Below are 15,599 nucleotides of genomic sequence, written 5' to 3'. Positions count from 1 at the left end.
CCGAACGGGCTGAACAGCGAATTCTCCTGATGTGGCGGCCAATCCGGATCCCTGGCGGCCGCGAATGCCGGACGTGAGCAGCGATCGAGAACCCAGCGCGGCACCGGCCCGCACGGACGCACCGGCGGGCGGCGCGAACGACACGAGCGGCGCGGACGGTGCGCACGGCGCGAACGGCGGCAGGAGCGGCCCCGGAGGGGGCGACGCCAACGGCCGCGGCACCGCCGCGGTGACCGGCCGCGGCACGGGTCGTGGCACGCGTGCGCCCCGTACGCCGCGGGCACCGCGTGCCGGACTCGCCATGGTGGCCGGCCTGTTGGCCGGGTTCGCGGCGCTGGCCGTGGCGGAGCTGGCGTCCGTGCCGGTACGTCCCGAGGCGAGCCCGCTCACGGCGGTGGGCGGAGCGGTCGTCGACAGGACACCGGCGCCCGTGAAGGACTTCGCGATCCGCACCTTCGGCAGCCAGGACAAGCTCGTGCTCCAACTGGGCATCGTGGCGCTGCTGTTGCTCTCCGCCCTCGCGCTCGGCCTGCTCGCGCTGCGGCTGCGGCGCACCGGCGCCGCCGGGGTGCTGCTCTTCGGCGTGATCGGTGCGGCGTCGGCGGTGGAACGGCCGGACGGCGGGTCGCTGGACGCGCTGCCGTCCGCCGTGGGTGCCCTCGCCGGGGCGGGAGCGCTCCATCTGCTGGCGGGACGGCTCGCCGCACGAGCGCAGGCCGCGGCCGCTACGACCGCGCCGGCCGGAGGAGAGGCCTCCTGCGGGGCGGCCGAGCGGCCGGCCGCCCCGGCCTCCTTCGACCGGCGCGGTTTCACCCTGGCCGCGGGCGCGGTGGCCGCAGGTTCGGCGGCGGCCGGGTTCGCGGGTCTCCGGCTCAACTCCGCGCGCCGCGCCCGTGCGTCGGCCTCCCGCGCCTCGGTGGTGCTGCCGGCGCCCGCCTCACCCGCCGCCCCCGTACCGCGCCGCGCGGACCTGGGCATCGACGGAGTCGAGCCGTTCGTCACGCGCAACGAGGACTTCTACCGCGTCGACACCGCGCTCTCCGTGCCCCGGGTCGATGTCGCGGGCTGGCGGCTGCGCATCCACGGGACGGGCGTACGCCGCCCGTTGACGCTGGACTTCGAGGACCTGCTCGGCCGCAGGCTGATCGAACGCCGCATCACGCTCACCTGCGTCTCCAACCAGGTCGGCGGTTCCTATACGGGCAACGCCCGCTGGCTCGGCGTGCCGCTGGCCGGTCTGCTGCGCGAGGCCGGGGTGCGCCCGCCGTCGCAGGGCGGACGGGCCGACCAGCTGGTGGCACGGTCGGTGGACGGCATGACGCTGGGCAGTCCGGTCGAGACCGTCATGGACGGCCGTGACGCCATGCTCGCGGTCGGCATGAACGGCGAACCCCTGCCCTTCGCCCACGGGTTCCCGGTCCGCATGGTCGTGCCCGGCCTCTACGGCTACGTATCGGCGTGCAAGTGGCTGCGCGAACTGGAGCTGACGGCCTTCGACGACTACGACGTGTACTGGGTCAAGCGGGACTGGGCGCGCGAGGCGCCCGTCAAGACCCAGTCCCGCATCGACACTCCAAGGCCGCTCGCCTCGCTGCGGGCCGGCACCGTACGGGTCGCCGGGGTGGCGTGGGCCCAGCACCGGGGCGTCGAACGCGTCGAGGTACGCGTCGACGGCAGCCCCTGGCACCGGGCCCGGCTCGCGGACGAGGACGGCCGCGACACATGGCGGCAGTGGGTGTGGGAGTGGCCCGCCACCCCGGGAAGCCACCGGCTCCAGGTGCGCGCCACCGACAAGGACGGCGAGACGCAGACCGCCGAGCGCGCCGGGACCGTACCCGACGGTGCTACCGGACGGCATTCGGTGGTGGTCGACGTGAGCTGACCGCCGCGGGTCCGCCCGCCGCGAACTCCCGGCCGGGCAGCGGACGGTGGCCCCGACCCGCCGACCGCCGCCCGCCGCCCGCCGGATGAGGGCTCCGCGACGCAGTCGCGGAGCAGGACAGATGGACCGATCCCGAGGAGAGAACGACATGAACACCTCCCGTATCCGCCGTACCGTCGTCGCCGTCACCGCCGTGACGCTGCTGCCGCTCGGAGCGGCGGCCTGTTCCGGCGACAGCGGCGGCGCAAAGGCCCAGGACGGCAAGAAGTCCGAGGCGCCGAAGGAGACCTCGAAGCCCGCGAAGGGACAGGCGGCGAACGGAGAGTTCGGACCGGCCTGCAAGTCCGTGCCGAAGACCGGCAAGGGCAGCTTCAAGGGCATGGCCCAGGACCCCGTCGCCACCGCCGCCGGCAACAACCCCGAACTGTCCACGCTGGTCGGCGCGGTGAAGAAGGCCGGCCTGGTCGACACCCTCAACAGCTCGAAGGACATCACCGTCTTCGCCCCGACGAACGACGCCTTCAAGAAGATCCCCAAGGCCGACCTGGAGAAGGCGATGAGCGACAAGAAGACGCTCACCAAGATCCTCACCTACCACGTGGTCGGCGAGAAGGTGCCGAAGGAGAAGCTGGCCGACGGCTCCTTCCAGACCCTGGCGAAGGAGAGGCTGACCACCTCCGGATCCGGCGACTCCTACAAGGTCAACGACGAGGCGGCCGTGGGCTGCGGCAACGTGAAGACCGCCAACGCCACGGTGCACATCGTCGACTCCGTCCTGATGCCGCCGAAGTAGGCGCGGGCACCGGGCCCGGGAGCCGGGCGTGCGGCAGGGAGCACGGGCCGCCGCCCGGCGCACCCCGGGACCGGGGATCCCGGTAACGGGGATCCGGGAAACGGGGATCCGGGAAACGGGGATCCGGGAAACGGGGATCCGGGAAACGGGGATCCCGGTAACGGGGAACCGCGTGGCACGGCACCTGCCGGGTGCCGTGCCACGCCGCCTCGCGTGCGCACTCCGTACGGCCGCACACACCTCGTCGCCCGTGCGTCCATCTGGTCCCCTCACGGTGGTGTCACCGCCGCGGTGGCCCGACGCTGAGCCCAGGCCCCAGAAAGCCTGTGCGCCAGCGACACGAGGAGTGCGCCAATGCCCCGTAAGCTCCCGGTCCTCGCCGCCGCGGTCCTCACCGCCGGCGCCCTCGGCGTCGGTGTGCTGCCCGCGACCGCGGGCGAACCCCATCCGCCCGGCACCGGATCCGGCACCGCGGACACCGGCACCAGGACGCCCGTACCGGAGATCGCCCCGGGGATGCTGAAGAGCGTCAGCAAGGACCTCGGCATCACGATGGCGGACGCGAGGCTGCGGCTCGTCAACGAGCAGCGTGCGGTCGCCGTGGAGAAGAAGCTCCGCAAGAAGCTGGGCAGCGACTTCGGCGGGGCCTGGGTCACGGGAGCCACCTCGAAGCTGGTCGTCGCCACCACCGACAGCGGCGACTCGGCGGCGATCAAGGCCGAGGGCGCGCAGTCGAAGGTCGTACGCCACAGCCTCACCGAGCTGGAGCGCGCGAAGAGCGCGCTGGACAGCTCCGCGCTCCGCCGGTCGCCGCGCGGCACCTCGCTGTGGGGCGTCGACGTGCGCAGCAACAGCGTCTTCGTGCGGGCGGGCGAGACGGCGTCCGCGAAGGACTTCCTCACCCGCAGCGGAGCTTCCGCCTCACTGGTCCAGGTGACGCAGTCCGCCGAGAAGCCCCGCACCTACGACGAGGATCTGCGCGGCGGAGACGCCTACTACACCAACGGCACCACCGGCTGCTCCATCGGCTTCCCCGTCACCAAGGGCAGCACGGAAGGGTTCGTCACCGCCGGGCACTGCGGAAAGGCCGGCTCGAAGACGACGGGCCGCAACCGTGCCGCGCAGGGCACCGTGCAGGGCGCCGCCTTCCCCGACGACGACTACGCGTGGGTCGCCGTCAACGACGACTGGCGGGCGAAGCCCTATGTGAAGGGTCCCGGCGCGGCGAACCTGACCGTCGCCGGATCGACGCAGATGCCGTCCGGTTCGTCGGTGTGCCGCTCCGGGGCGACCAGCGGCTGGCGCTGCGGCACCGTCGAGCAGCACGACGTCACCGTCACCTACGAGCAGGGCACCGTGCGGGGCCTGACCCGTACCTCCGTGTGCGCCGAACCGGGCGACTCCGGCGGGCCGTTCCTCTCCGGCGACCAGGCGCAGGGCACGACGTCGGGCGGCTCGGGCGACTGCTCGACGGGCGGCACGACCTACTTCCAGCCCGTGACGGAGCCCCTCGCCGAGTACGGGCTGACGCTCAGCACCGACTAGGCACACGGCGGTACGAGACGCCCCGAGGGCACGGCCCGTGCGGCTAGCTCGCGCCGTGGCCCGGGGCGATCTCCTCGATGCGCCGGGCGAGTTCGATGTCCTTCTCCGTCACCTGCCCGCCCACGCTGTGGGTGTTCACCGTCACGGACAGCTTGTTGTAGCCGAGCGTCATGTCGGAGTGGTGGTTCAACTCCTCCTGGACCGCGGCCACATGGATCACCATCGCGGCCGCCGGCAGATGCCCGGCGAAGGAGTACGTACGGGAGATGCTGTCGCCGTCCGTGCTCCAGCCGGGAAGCTCGGCCAGTGCCTCGTCGGTCTGCTGCCGGGTCAGCGCTTCAGGGGCCATGGCATGTCTCGCTTCCTGTCGTGTCGTGCGGCGTACCGCCAGCCTAGGAGCCCGCCGGTGCCCGCGCCCCGCCCCGGGGCCCCCGCCGCGAGCCGTGCCGCGCGCCCGACGCATGGCCGCCGCATCCCGACGGCAGGGACTTTCCCCTGCACACCCGTTGACACCCGCAACAGGGTTCCGGTTGAGTTCACGCATCGCGCGCCGGCTAAAGCGGTTTAAAGACTTCAACCTCACCAACCGGCCGATAGCGGCTCATAGCGCGCAAGCTCAACTCGGCATCCACAGCGAACGGACGGGACCCGGCGGCATGGCGGCATCACGTGAGAGGCGACCCACCATCACGGACGTCGCCAAGCTCGCCGGGGTCTCCCCCAGCGCCGTCTCCTTCGCGCTCAACGGTCGCCCCGGCCTCGCCGAGGCGACCAAGTCGCGCATCCTCGCCGCCGCCGCCGAGCTCGGCTGGCGCCCCAGCCGCCCCGCGCAGGCCCTGTCGCAGGGCAGGGCGGGCGCGTTCGGTCTGGTGCTGACGCGGGAGACCGACGCGGTGGGCGCGGACCCGTTCTTCCCCGCCTTCATCGCGGGCGTCGAGTCGTTTCTCTCCCCGCGCGGCGACTCCCTCGTACTGCATGTCACGAACCCCGCGCACGAGGCCGCGGCCTACCACCGGCTCGCGGCCGACCGGCGCGTCGACGGCGTGCTGCTCACAGACATGCGCGTCGACGACCCGCGCCCGGCGCTGACCGCCGGTATCGGGCTGCCCGCCGTGGTGGTGGGCGACCCGGACTGTGCGCAGGGGCTGTGCGCCGTGAGCCTCGACGACAGACCGGCGTTCGCCGCGGCCGTGGAGCGGCTGGCGGAGCTGGGGCACCGGCGTATCGCACATGTGGCGGGGCCGCGGGAGTTCCGGCACTCGCGGCGCCGTCAGGAGTCGTGGGAGGAGGCCGTACGGGCGGCGGGGCTGACGCCGGGGCCCGTGCTGCCGGGCGGGTTCACCGCCGACGGGGGTGCGGCGGCCACCCGCGAGCTGCTGGCGCTGCCCGCCGCGGAGCGCCCCACGGCGATCGTCTACGCGAACGACCTGTCGGCGACCGCGGGCCTCGCCGTCGCCCACCGACTGGGCCTGTCCGTACCGCAGGACCTCTCCGTCGTCGGCTACGACGACACCCCGCTCGCGGCCTACACCCACCCGCCGCTGGCCTCGGCCCGCGCCGACGCGCAGGGCTGGGGCGCGGCGGCGGCACGCGCGCTCGACGAGGTCGTCTCGGCCGGCCGCGCCGACGACGTCGAACTCGCCCCCGCCGAGCTGCTCTCCCGCGCCTCGCTGGGGCCCGCGCCCCACTCGGCGGTGCCGAACCAGACGGCCCAGGACCCCACGGGCCCGGCCCCCACGTCCCCGAATCCGGCGATACGGAGCGAATCTTGCTGAGGAAGCGGAAGAGGAAGACGGCGGCGGCGCTCCTGCTGCTGCTCGCGCTCGCCGGTGCGAGCGCGGGATGCGCCCGTACGATGCCCGGCAGCGCCGCCGCGTCCGAGGCGCGCGGCCCCATCACGGTGTGGCTGTCCAACAACGCCCAAGAGGTCACCTGGGGAAAGAAGATGGTGGCCGAGTGGAACGCGAAGCACCCCCGTGAACGGATCAAGGCCCAGAAGATACCCGCGGGCAAGACCTCCGAGGAGGCGCTGAGCGCGTCCATCATCGCGGGCAACAGCGCGTGCCTGGTCTTCAACACCTCGCCCGCGTCGGTGCCCCAGTTCCAGAAGCAGGCGGGCCTCGTCCCGCTCGACGACTTCCCCGGCGCCGAGAGGTACATCACCGCTCGTACGGGCGGTGCCGCGGCCCAATACCGTTCCGAGGACGGGAAGTTCTACCAGATCCCCTGGAAGAGCAACCCCGTGATGATCCTCTACAACAAGAAGCTCTTCGAGAAGGCCGGACTCGACCCCGAGCACCCGAAGCTCTCGACGTACGAGGACTTCCTGGCCTCCTCGCGCAAGCTCGTGCACAGCGGCGCGGCGAAGGCGGCGATATGGCCCGCGCCCAGCTCCGAGTTCTTCCAGGCCTGGTACGACTTCTACGCGTCCTTCATCGCGGAGACGCACGGCAGGCCGCTCGTCGAGGACGGCGAGCCGCGGTTCGACGACCCGGCGGGCCGCCGCGTCATGGACTTCTGGCGCAGCCTGTACCGCGAGAAGCTGGCGCAGCCGGAGCTGTTCCCCGGCGATTCGATGGCCGCGGGCAAGGCCGCCATGACGATCGCCGGGCCGTGGGCGGTCGCCGCGTACAAGGACAGCATCGACTGGGGCGTGGTGCCGGTGCCGACCTCGAAGGGCCTGCCCGCGTCCAGGACGCACACCTTCTCCGACGAGAAGTCGGTGTCGATGTTCAGCGCCTGCGAGCACCGGGCCACGGCGTGGGACGTGCTGAAGTTCGCCACGTCGAAGCAGCAGGACGGCGCCCTGCTCGACGTGACGGGCCAGATGCCGATGCGCCCGGATCTGCTGAAGACGTACGGGGACTGGTTCGCAAAGAACCCGGGCTACCGGAAGTTCGCCGGACAGGCGGACCGCATCGTCGAGGTGCCGAACGTCGCCGGCTCCGTGGACATGTGGCAGGCGCTGCGGGACCGCTGGACGGCGTCCGTGGTCTTCGGGCGCGAGCCCACGGGGCCCGCGCTGCGCGACGCCTCCGACAAGATCTCCCAACTCCTCGACGAGTACTGACGATTGCCGAGGTCCCCGATGAGTCTCCCCCTCAAGTCCCCTGCCGGAGGGCGCCGTTGGCCCGCGCCCGGCCCACCGCCAGCATCCCGTGGCCCGTCGCGGGGCCCCGGCGGCCCCGGCGGGCGCGGCGGACCGCGCGGCAGCGCCTCGCGCGGCGGCAGGACGCCGCTGGGCGCCCTGTTCGTCACGCCGTACGCGCTGTTCCTGATCGTCGTCTTCGCCGTGCCGCTCGGCTACACGGTGTGGATGTCCTTCCACCGCTTCTACTTCACCGCGCCCGGCACCGACGTGGACTCTCCGTGGGTGGGGCTGCGCAACTACCGCGACGTGTTCACCGATCCGGTGGTGCTGCGCTCGTTCCTCAACATCGCCGTCTTCCTCGTCATCAACATCCCGCTGACGGTGGTGCTCGCCCTCGTGCTCGCCTCGGCGCTCAACTCCCGTGTGCCGCTGCGGTCGTTCTTCCGCGCCGCCTACTACCTGCCGTACATCACGGCGAGCGTGGCGCTGGTGGCGGTGTGGGGCTATCTCTTCGGCACCGACGGGCTGCTCAACCACATCCTGGGAGGACTCGCGCCCGACCCGTCGTGGCTGGTCAACTCCACGCTCGCGATGCCGGTGGTGGCGGTCTTCGTCACCTGGACGAACCTGGGCTTCTTCGTGATGCTCTATCTCGCGGCGCTGCAAGGCGTGCCCGGCGAGCTGTACGAGGCGGCCGGCGTGGACGGCGCGGGCCGGGTGCGCACCTTCATGTCGGTGACGGTGCCGGGCGTACGCCACGCCACGACCCTCGTCACGGTCCTCGCGATCATCAAGGGCGCCAACCTGTTCACCGAGCCGTATCTGCTCACCGGCGGCGGCGGGCCCGATCACGCCTCGGCCTCCCCGGTGCTGATCCTCTACCAGAAGGGCATCGAGCAGGCCCACCCCGACTTCGCGGCGGCGCTCGGCGTCGTACTGGTGCTGGTCGTGGTGACGCTGTCGCTCCTCGCCCGCAGGTTCACCGAGCGGAAGGGGGCCTGAGCGATGAACGCACGCCGCCACGACGGGAGTCGGACGAAGCTCACGGTGCTCGCGCTGGGAGCGGTCGTCTTCCTCTTCCCCTTCGCGTACATGTTCGCCGAGTCGCTGAACAAGCAGACGACGGGCGACCTCGGCTCGGCGCTCCCCCGTCCGGGCAGCAGCGGCCTCCAGAACTACGAGGCGGCCAACGGCGCCATCTCGCTGGGCAGTTCGCTGATGAACTCGGGCGTCTTCACCGTGGGCGTGCTGCTGTGCACGCTGGTGATCGGCGTGCTCGCCGGATACGGCCTGGCCCGCATGCACTTCCTCGGCCGCAGCACACTCTTCGGTGCGCTGCTGCTCGTACAGACGGTGCCGTTCCAGCTGCTGATGCTGCCGCTCTACGTGCTGGTGGTGCGCGACTACGGGCTGGGCGACAGCTACGTGGGGATGATCCTTCCCTTCGCGGTCAACTCCACGGCCGTCTTCCTCTTCCGCCAGTTCTTCCTCCAGCTTCCCGCCGAGCTCTTCGAGGCGGCGCGGATCGACGGCGCGGGCGAACTGCGCATCCTGTGGCGCGTGGCGCTGCCGATGGCCCGCCCCGCACTGCTGACGGGCACCCTGATCGCCTTCATCGGTCCCTGGAACGAGTTCCTGTGGCCGTTCCTGGTGACCAAGGACGCGGAGATGCAGCCGCTGGCCGTGGCGCTGGCGGGCTTCATGAGCAATCTGCGCGGCACCGTCGAGAACCCGACGGGGGCCGTGATGGCCGGGGCGTGCGTGCTGGCCGTCCCCGCCGTGGTGCTCTTCCTCCTCTTCCAGCGCCACTTCACGCAGACCGACATCGACTCCGCGACAAAGGGCTGATCCCACAGTGCTCGACCGCTCCACGAACGCCGCCTCCGGCGCCCCCTCCGGGTCCACGGCCGGCAGCGTCTCCGACCACGTCCCGTACCGGCTCGTGCGCGAAGGCGTCGTGATGTCGCCGTCGCCGGGCGACCCCCTGGAGGCCGAGGGCGTGCTCAACCCCGCCTCCGGACGTACCGAGGACGGCTCGCTGCACCTCCTGCCGCGCCTCGTCGCGGAAGGCAACGTCTCCCGCGTCGGCCTCGCCGAGGTGACGCTGACGGACGGGGTTCCCACGGGCGTCGCCCGGCGCGGTGTGGTGCTCGCCCCCGACGCCGGATGGGAGCGCGGAAAGAACAACGCGGGCGTCGAGGACCCGCGGGTGACCTGGGTCCCGGGGCTCGGGCAGTACGTGATGTCGTACGTCGCCTACGGGCCGCTCGGTCCGCGTGCGGCGCTCGCCGTCTCCGCGGACCTGCGGGAGTGGCGCCGGCTCGGGCCGCTCCAGTTCGCCTACCAGCCGGGCCTGGACACCGACCTCAACCTCTTCCCCAACAAGGACGTCGTGCACTTCCCGGTGCCGGTGCCGGGCCCGGACGGCGAGCCCGCGTACGCGATGCTGCACCGCCCCATGTGGGACCTGGGCTGGTTCCGGCCGGGCGAGGGCGTGCATCTTCCGGCGGGCGTCACCGACGAGCGGCCCGGCATCTGGATCAGCTACGTACCGGCCGCGGAGGCCGAGGCGGACCTCACCGCGCTGACCAGGCCGCGGCACCACCGGCTCGTCGCACTGCCCCAACACCCCTGGGAGAAGCTGAAGATCGGCGCGGGCCCGGCCCCGGTCCGGGTCGAGGAGGGCTGGCTGCTGATCCATCACGGCGTCTCCGGGCGGATGGAACGCGCCGTGGACCAGCAGCAGCAGGTCAGTTACGCGGCGGGAGCGATGATCCTCGACCCGGCGGACCCGGCGAGGGTGCTGGCCCGCTCGGCGGAGCCGCTGATGGCTCCGGAGACGGAGGAGGAGCGCTCCGGGACGGTCCCGAACGTCGTCTTCCCCACTGCCGTCGAGGAGATCGACGGCGTCCGCCACGTCTTCTACGGCATGGCGGACGCGCACATCGGCGTCGCCCGCCTGGAGCGGACCGGCTGAGCGGGGCGGGTCCGCGGCAGGTCCGCGGCGGGTCCGCGGCTGGTCCGCGACAGGCTCGCGGCGGGCCCTCGCAGCCCGGACCGGAGGCCCTGCCGCCGTCGGTCCGCGGCGGCGGACCGCTCACCGGAGGGGCGGATCCGGGCGGCGGGCGCGCGCCCGGAGCCCGAGTGAGCCACCGTGGAGGATGACGGCCGGACATGACCGGCACAGCGGGGCGCGCGACAGCGGCACGGCGAGGAGGGCATCCGGTGGATCCGCTCACGGCACTGGACAGGATCGCCTTCCTGCTGGAACGCGTGCAGGCCCCCACGTACCGGGTGCGGGCGTTCCGTACCGCGTCCCGGGTGCTGGGCGACCTGGGCCCGCAGGATGTGGAGCAGCGTGCCGCAGCCGCGGGAGGGCTGGAGTCGCTGAAGGGTGTTGGGCCCAAGACCGCGCAGGTCGTACGGGAGGCGCTGCGCGGCGAGGTCCCCGGCTATCTCGCCCGGCTGGAGCGGGAGGCGGAGTCGCTGCCGGAGGCGACGACCGTGGACGACGTCCCGGTCACCGACGAGGCACGGAGGCTGCGCGCCGCGCTGCGCGGCGACTGCCACATGCACTCCGACTGGTCGGACGGCGGCAGTCCGATCGAGGAGATGGCCCGCACGGCGGCTGAACTCGGCCACGAATGGGCCGTGCTGACCGACCATTCGCCGCGGCTGACGGTCGCGCGGGGCCTGTCGGCCGACCGGCTGCGCGAGCAGCTGGACGTGGTCGCCGAGGTCGGCGAACGGCTCGCTCCGTTCCGTCTGCTGACCGGCATCGAGTGCGACATCCTGCCGGACGGATCGCTGGACCAGGACGAGGAGCTGCTGGCCCGTCTCGATGTCGTGGTGGCGTCCGTGCACTCGAAGCTGCGGATGCCGGCGCCCGAGATGACGCGGCGGATGATCGCCGCCGTCCGCAATCCGCTGGTCGACGTGCTCGGCCACTGCACCGGCAGGCTGCGCTCCAGCCGCCCGGAGTCCGAGTTCGACGCCGACGCGGTCTTCGCGGAGTGCGCCGGGTCGGGCACCGCCGTGGAGATCAACTGCCGCCCGGAGCGCCTCGATCCGCCACGCCGGCTGCTGCGGCGTGCCGTCGAGGCGGGGGTCTTCTTCTCGATCGACACCGACGCCCACGCCCCCGGACAGCTGGACTGGCAGATCAACGGATGTGTACGGGCGGTGGAGTGCGCGGTGCCCGCCGAGCGCGTCATCACGACCTGGACGGCGACGGAGCTGCTGAGCTGGGCACACGGTTTCCACGACGCGTGATGTGACAGGAGGACCAGCGGTGTCCGAGCCGAGCCCCCACCAGCCCCGCCACGGTGACGGCAAGCAGTCCCTGACGATCCGTCTGGGCCACGAGGAAGTGGTGATCCGTCAGCGCTACGAGGTGGTGAGCATCGCCAACGACATCCTCGTCGCCATGTGGTTCCTCGCCGGCAGCGTCATGTTCTTCTTTCCGGACTGGCAGACGTCGGGCACTTGGTGCTTCGTCTTCGGCAGCATCGAGCTGCTGGCCAGACCTCTGATCCGGCTGACGCGTCACGTGCACCTGCTGCGGATGCACGGCGGCAACTACGCCATCCAGGAGGCGACGCAGGACTTCTGAGCAGCCCGGCGCGGGTGCGCCCCCGTACCGGGGTGCACCTGGCAACACCCCCCTGCTGCGGCGGACACCCCTGGTGAGAGGCGGGCTGCGCGGCTGTCGGCACCCCCGGCGGTACAGCGAGGCTTCAGTGCATGACGACACCGCTGAGACACTCCGAGGCCGCCCCTGCTCCGGCCCCTCCCGCAGCCCTCTCCGAATCCGCCGCGCGTCCGCGCCCGCACGAGGGGCGGCGCCCGCACGGCACGGGGCAGGAGAGCGAACAGGGCACCGGGCAGGAAACAGGGCAGGACAGCGGGCAGGGCGCCAGGCAGGGCAGCGACTTCGCCCGGCTGTACGCACGCGTCCAGGAGGCCGGCCTGATGCGGCGCCGCCCCGGCTACTACGCGCTGCGGATCACGCTCGTGGGGCTGGCATACGCGGCGGGCTGGACGGCGTTCGCCGTCCTCGGCGACAGCCTGTGGCAGCTCGCCGTCGCCGTCCTCCTGGGGCTGGTCTTCGGCCAACTCGCCCTCGTGGCACACGATCTGGCGCACCGCCAGGTCTTCGCCGGGCGGCGTCCGAGCGAGACGGGCGGCCGTATCGTCGGCAACCTCGGGATCGGCATGTCGTACGGCTGGTGGATGAACAAGCACACCCGCCACCACGCCAACCCCAACCATGAGGAGCTGGATCCGGACGTACGGCCGGACATCCTCGTCTGGTCCCGGCGGCAGGCCCGCGCGGCGCGAGGAGTGACCCGCTTCATCGGGCGCCACCAGGCCGGCCTGTTCTTCCCGCTGCTGACGCTGGAGGGCTTCAATCTGCACGTCTCCGGGGTACGGGCGCTGCGCGAGGCGCACATGAAGCGGCGGGTGCTGGAAGGCGTGCTGCTCTTCGCGCACTTCGGGGCGTATCTCGCGGCGCTCTTCCTCGTGCTGCCGCCCGGCATGGCGCTGGCGTTCCTCTTCCTGCACCAGGCCGTCTTCGGGGTCTACCTCGGCTCGATCTTCGCCCCGAACCACAAGGGCATGCCGACGCTCACCGGCGACGACCGCCCGGACTTCCTGCGCCGGCAGGTGCTCACCTCGCGGAACGTACGGGGCGGACCGCTGACCGACGTCATGCTCGGCGGCCTCAACCACCAGATAGAGCACCATCTCTTCCCGAGCATGCCCTCGCCGCATCTGCGCAGGGCGCGCGTCATCGTCCGCGACTACTGCGCCGAACTCGGCATCGGCTACCACGAGACGGGGCTCGTCGCCTCGTGGCGCGAGGCGCTGCGGCATCTGCGGGACGTGGGGACGCCGATCCGCGGCTGACGGCGGCGGCGGGGACGCGCCGTCATACGGAACGCACCGTCAGGCGGGACGCGCTCAGGCGGGGTTGGCCGCCGGGAACTCGCGGTCCGCGTGCTCCAGCGCGTCGCCGTCCCCCGTGCGGGCCGCCGGCGGCGCCCAATCCGCCGCCCCCGCCGCCTCGTTCAGCCAGCGGCGCAGCACGAGGTGGACCCGCTCCGCCCCGACCAGTTCCTCCGCCGCCCCGCGGTCCTCGCCACGGTCCTCCCCGCACTCGGCCGGGGAGGACAGCTCGCGCGGCCAGAGCAGGAACGCCTCGTTCTGCTCGCCGCCGAGCCCGCCGTGCGAACCGATCTGCTGCTCGAAGGCGTGCACCGAGCCGCTCTCCGGGTCGACCGCCGAATTGATCAGGATGTCGGGCGCGTTCCGGAACCCCGCCGTGCGCCGCACGGCATCCGCCGCTCCCGGGCCGTACGGCGCCAGCGGATCCCGCCCGCCGGTGATCTCCCCCGTGTCCAGGCGGTGCCGGGCCCCGCCCGCGCCGAGCACCACGGGCCCGTGCCGCTCGCTGTGCACCAGCAGGAAGCCGATGCCGGGGTGGTCCGCGAGGGTGCGCAGCAGCGCGGGATGCCGCTTGTCCACCTGCTCCGCGGGCATCCGGCCCGGCACGTCGGGGAACGAGACGAGCCCGAGGTTGCCGGACGCCAGCACCACCGGTCCCGCGCTCCTCGACGGGGTCCGCTCCTCGCCCGGCGGCCCGTCCTCGGGCCTGTGCAGCGCCGCGCGCGCCGCGGACCGCGCCTCCGCGCCGCTGGGCGTGCGTCCCACGCGGCGCGAGACGGGCAGCCCGCAGCCCGCCCGTACGAGGTCCTCCAGCGTCAGCCCGTAGGACCTGCGGAAGGTCTCCCCCGCGCTCTGCCCGTGGTCGGAGAGGAGCACGATGCGGTACGGACGCGGCGCCCGCTGCGCCGCCTTGGCGATCAGCGCGACCGAGCGGTCGAGTCTGCGCAGCACCTGCCGGGTGTCCCTGCCGCGCGGGCCCGAGTGGTGGGCCACCTCGTCATAGGCCACGAGGTCGGCGAAGACTGCGCTGCGCCCGCTGAAGACGTCTCCGAGCACCGCCGCGACCACCACGTCGCGCTGGACGACGGTGGCGAAGGCGCGGATCAGCGGGTACAGCCCGCCGCGCGGCACCCGCGGCCGGTCGCCGCGCAGCCGCGACCGCATGGCCTGCACGAGCTCCCGCACCACCTCGGCGACGAAGGACGCGGCGGTACGCGTGGCGTTGGCCGGGTCGGAGAAGTAGGCGAAGTAGCCCGCGCGCGAACGGTTGTCCCGGCCGCGGCGCGCGGCCACCGACACCACGAGCGCGACCTGGCCCGCGCCCCCGCTGAAGAGGTTGCCGCGGCTGGCGCCGTCGAGTGCGAGCAGCCCGCGGTCGCCGGTCTCCTCGACGGCGCGGCGCTGGAGTTCGGCGGCGCCCGAGGGCCGGTTGCTGATCAGCACCTCCCCCGACTCCTTCTCGTACCAGCGGAAGGCGGGGACGTCCTTGTTGGTGCCGTGGAGGATGCCCAGCTGGCTGGCGCCGGTCTGGGACGGCCAGTCGGTGCGCCAGCGGGTGAGCCGGTGCGTGCTCTCGTACATCGCGGCGAGGGCCGGCATCAGCGGGGGCTCGCCGCCGGCGCCGGTGACCGCCTCGCGCAGCACGCCGTACCCCACGCCGTCGAGCTGCACGAAGACCGTGCCGGGCGTGCGCGGCGCCGGGCCCAGACCCTCACGGCGGCGGCGCCGGTCGGCGAGCCGGGCGAAGCGGCGGCGGTAGGCGCCGTCGTCGCGTACGGCCAGTGCCGTGCTGGTGGCGGACGAGGCGGCGGACATGGCGGCCGCCACGACGACGGCGGTGCCGGGCTCGGCCGAACCGTTTCCATACGGCACCAGGGAGAGCGCGAGCCACAGCAGCGAGCCGTTGAGGAAGAACACGAGCGTGCCGAGCACGAGCGCGGGCACCAGCAGCAGCGCCCGCACCAGCACGGGCCACACCACCGCGCTCAGCAGTCCGAAGACCCCGGCCCCTATGGCCGCGGTGCTCGCGATGAAGGTGGCGCTGTCGCCGTCCGGCGACTGGAGCCGGAAGTCGGGGAGGAGCCCGGCGAGCACCAGCAGCGTGAGGGTGCTCACCACCCATACCGCCAGCACCCGCAACACCGCGGCGCCGAGGCTGCGCCAGGCCCGGACGCTGCACCAGCCGCCCGCGGCGTGCCAGCGCCGTGGCGTCCCCGCGGACAGCCCCGAAGGGAAGATCCGCAGCCGCATGCCGCCTCCTGACTCTCCCGGCTCCGCTCGCACATCCACAGACGAGAACCCACCCGATGCGCGGGATATTCTCCGATTCTCCACGTTGC

13 protein-coding genes are annotated in these 15,599 nt (G+C 72.8%); 11 read left to right on the top strand and 2 right to left on the bottom strand.

Translation table 11 applies throughout. The features are described from left to right. Window positions 1-301: 301 nt before the first annotated feature. From HCC61_RS09275 to HCC61_RS09265, 3 genes are all read left to right on the top strand, one after another. Window positions 302-1,882 carry a molybdopterin-dependent oxidoreductase gene (locus tag HCC61_RS09275; RefSeq protein WP_169135212.1) on the top strand — a complete coding sequence of 527 codons (1,581 nt, stop codon included), beginning with the start codon at window positions 302-304 and terminating at the stop codon, window positions 1,880-1,882. Between the two features lie 148 nt (window positions 1,883-2,030). Continuing rightward, complete coding sequence (locus tag HCC61_RS09270; protein ID WP_169134820.1) at window positions 2,031-2,675, top strand: fasciclin domain-containing protein; 645 nt, start codon at window positions 2,031-2,033, stop codon at window positions 2,673-2,675. 354 nt (window positions 2,676-3,029) lie between these two features. After that, window positions 3,030-4,220 carry a S1 family peptidase gene (locus HCC61_RS09265; protein ID WP_169134819.1) on the top strand — a complete coding sequence of 397 codons (1,191 nt, stop codon included), beginning with the start codon at window positions 3,030-3,032 and terminating at the stop codon, window positions 4,218-4,220. A gap of 43 nt (window positions 4,221-4,263) precedes the next feature. Here the strand turns inward: HCC61_RS09265 and HCC61_RS09260 are convergent, their stop codons facing one another. Beyond that, a complete protein-coding gene (locus tag HCC61_RS09260) occupies window positions 4,264-4,569 on the bottom strand; it encodes a 4a-hydroxytetrahydrobiopterin dehydratase (RefSeq protein WP_169134818.1) in 306 nt (101 codons plus the stop codon). A 307-nt stretch (window positions 4,570-4,876) separates the two neighbouring features. Here HCC61_RS09260 and HCC61_RS09255 point away from each other — a divergent pair, with 307 nt between their 5' ends. The 8 genes from HCC61_RS09255 (at window position 4,877) to HCC61_RS09220 (ending at window position 13,221) form a co-directional block, all read left to right on the top strand. Next, on the top strand, window positions 4,877-5,995 hold the full coding sequence (locus HCC61_RS09255; protein ID WP_169134817.1) for a LacI family DNA-binding transcriptional regulator: 1,119 nt from the start codon (window positions 4,877-4,879) through the stop codon (window positions 5,993-5,995). After that, window positions 5,989-7,290 carry an extracellular solute-binding protein gene (locus tag HCC61_RS09250; RefSeq protein WP_240968724.1) on the top strand — a complete coding sequence of 434 codons (1,302 nt, stop codon included), beginning with the start codon at window positions 5,989-5,991 and terminating at the stop codon, window positions 7,288-7,290. Before HCC61_RS09255 ends, HCC61_RS09250 begins: the two co-directional genes overlap by 7 nt. 18 nt (window positions 7,291-7,308) lie before the next feature. Continuing rightward, window positions 7,309-8,313, top strand: a complete 1,005-nt coding sequence (locus HCC61_RS09245; protein WP_169134816.1) for a sugar ABC transporter permease — start codon at window positions 7,309-7,311, stop codon at window positions 8,311-8,313. A 3-nt stretch (window positions 8,314-8,316) separates the two neighbouring features. Next, the gene (locus tag HCC61_RS09240) at window positions 8,317-9,159 is read left to right on the top strand and encodes a carbohydrate ABC transporter permease (protein WP_169134815.1); all 843 of its coding nucleotides are present in this window, start codon (window positions 8,317-8,319) and stop codon (window positions 9,157-9,159) included. A gap of 112 nt (window positions 9,160-9,271) precedes the next feature. Further along, on the top strand, window positions 9,272-10,288 hold the full coding sequence (locus HCC61_RS09235) for a glycosidase (protein WP_169135210.1): 1,017 nt from the start codon (window positions 9,272-9,274) through the stop codon (window positions 10,286-10,288). 248 nt (window positions 10,289-10,536) lie between these two features. Further along, the gene (locus HCC61_RS09230; RefSeq protein ID WP_169134814.1) at window positions 10,537-11,583 is read left to right on the top strand and encodes a PHP domain-containing protein; all 1,047 of its coding nucleotides are present in this window, start codon (window positions 10,537-10,539) and stop codon (window positions 11,581-11,583) included. A gap of 19 nt (window positions 11,584-11,602) precedes the next feature. After that, window positions 11,603-11,923, top strand: a complete 321-nt coding sequence (locus HCC61_RS09225; RefSeq protein ID WP_169134813.1) for a YrhK family protein — start codon at window positions 11,603-11,605, stop codon at window positions 11,921-11,923. A gap of 131 nt (window positions 11,924-12,054) precedes the next feature. Next, window positions 12,055-13,221, top strand: a complete 1,167-nt coding sequence (locus HCC61_RS09220) for an acyl-CoA desaturase (protein ID WP_169134812.1) — start codon at window positions 12,055-12,057, stop codon at window positions 13,219-13,221. A 54-nt stretch (window positions 13,222-13,275) separates the two neighbouring features. Here the strand turns inward: HCC61_RS09220 and HCC61_RS09215 are convergent, their stop codons facing one another. Then, on the bottom strand, window positions 13,276-15,510 hold the full coding sequence (locus HCC61_RS09215; protein ID WP_169134811.1) for a phage holin family protein: 2,235 nt from the start codon (window positions 15,508-15,510) through the stop codon (window positions 13,276-13,278). Window positions 15,511-15,599 lie beyond the last annotated feature (89 nt).

The sequence above is a fragment of the Streptomyces sp. HNM0575 genome, assembly GCF_012726265.1.
Classification (GTDB): domain Bacteria; phylum Actinomycetota; class Actinomycetes; order Streptomycetales; family Streptomycetaceae; genus Streptomyces.
Note: the sequence above shows the minus strand (reverse complement) of the source record. Positions and strands in the feature narration are given on the sequence as shown.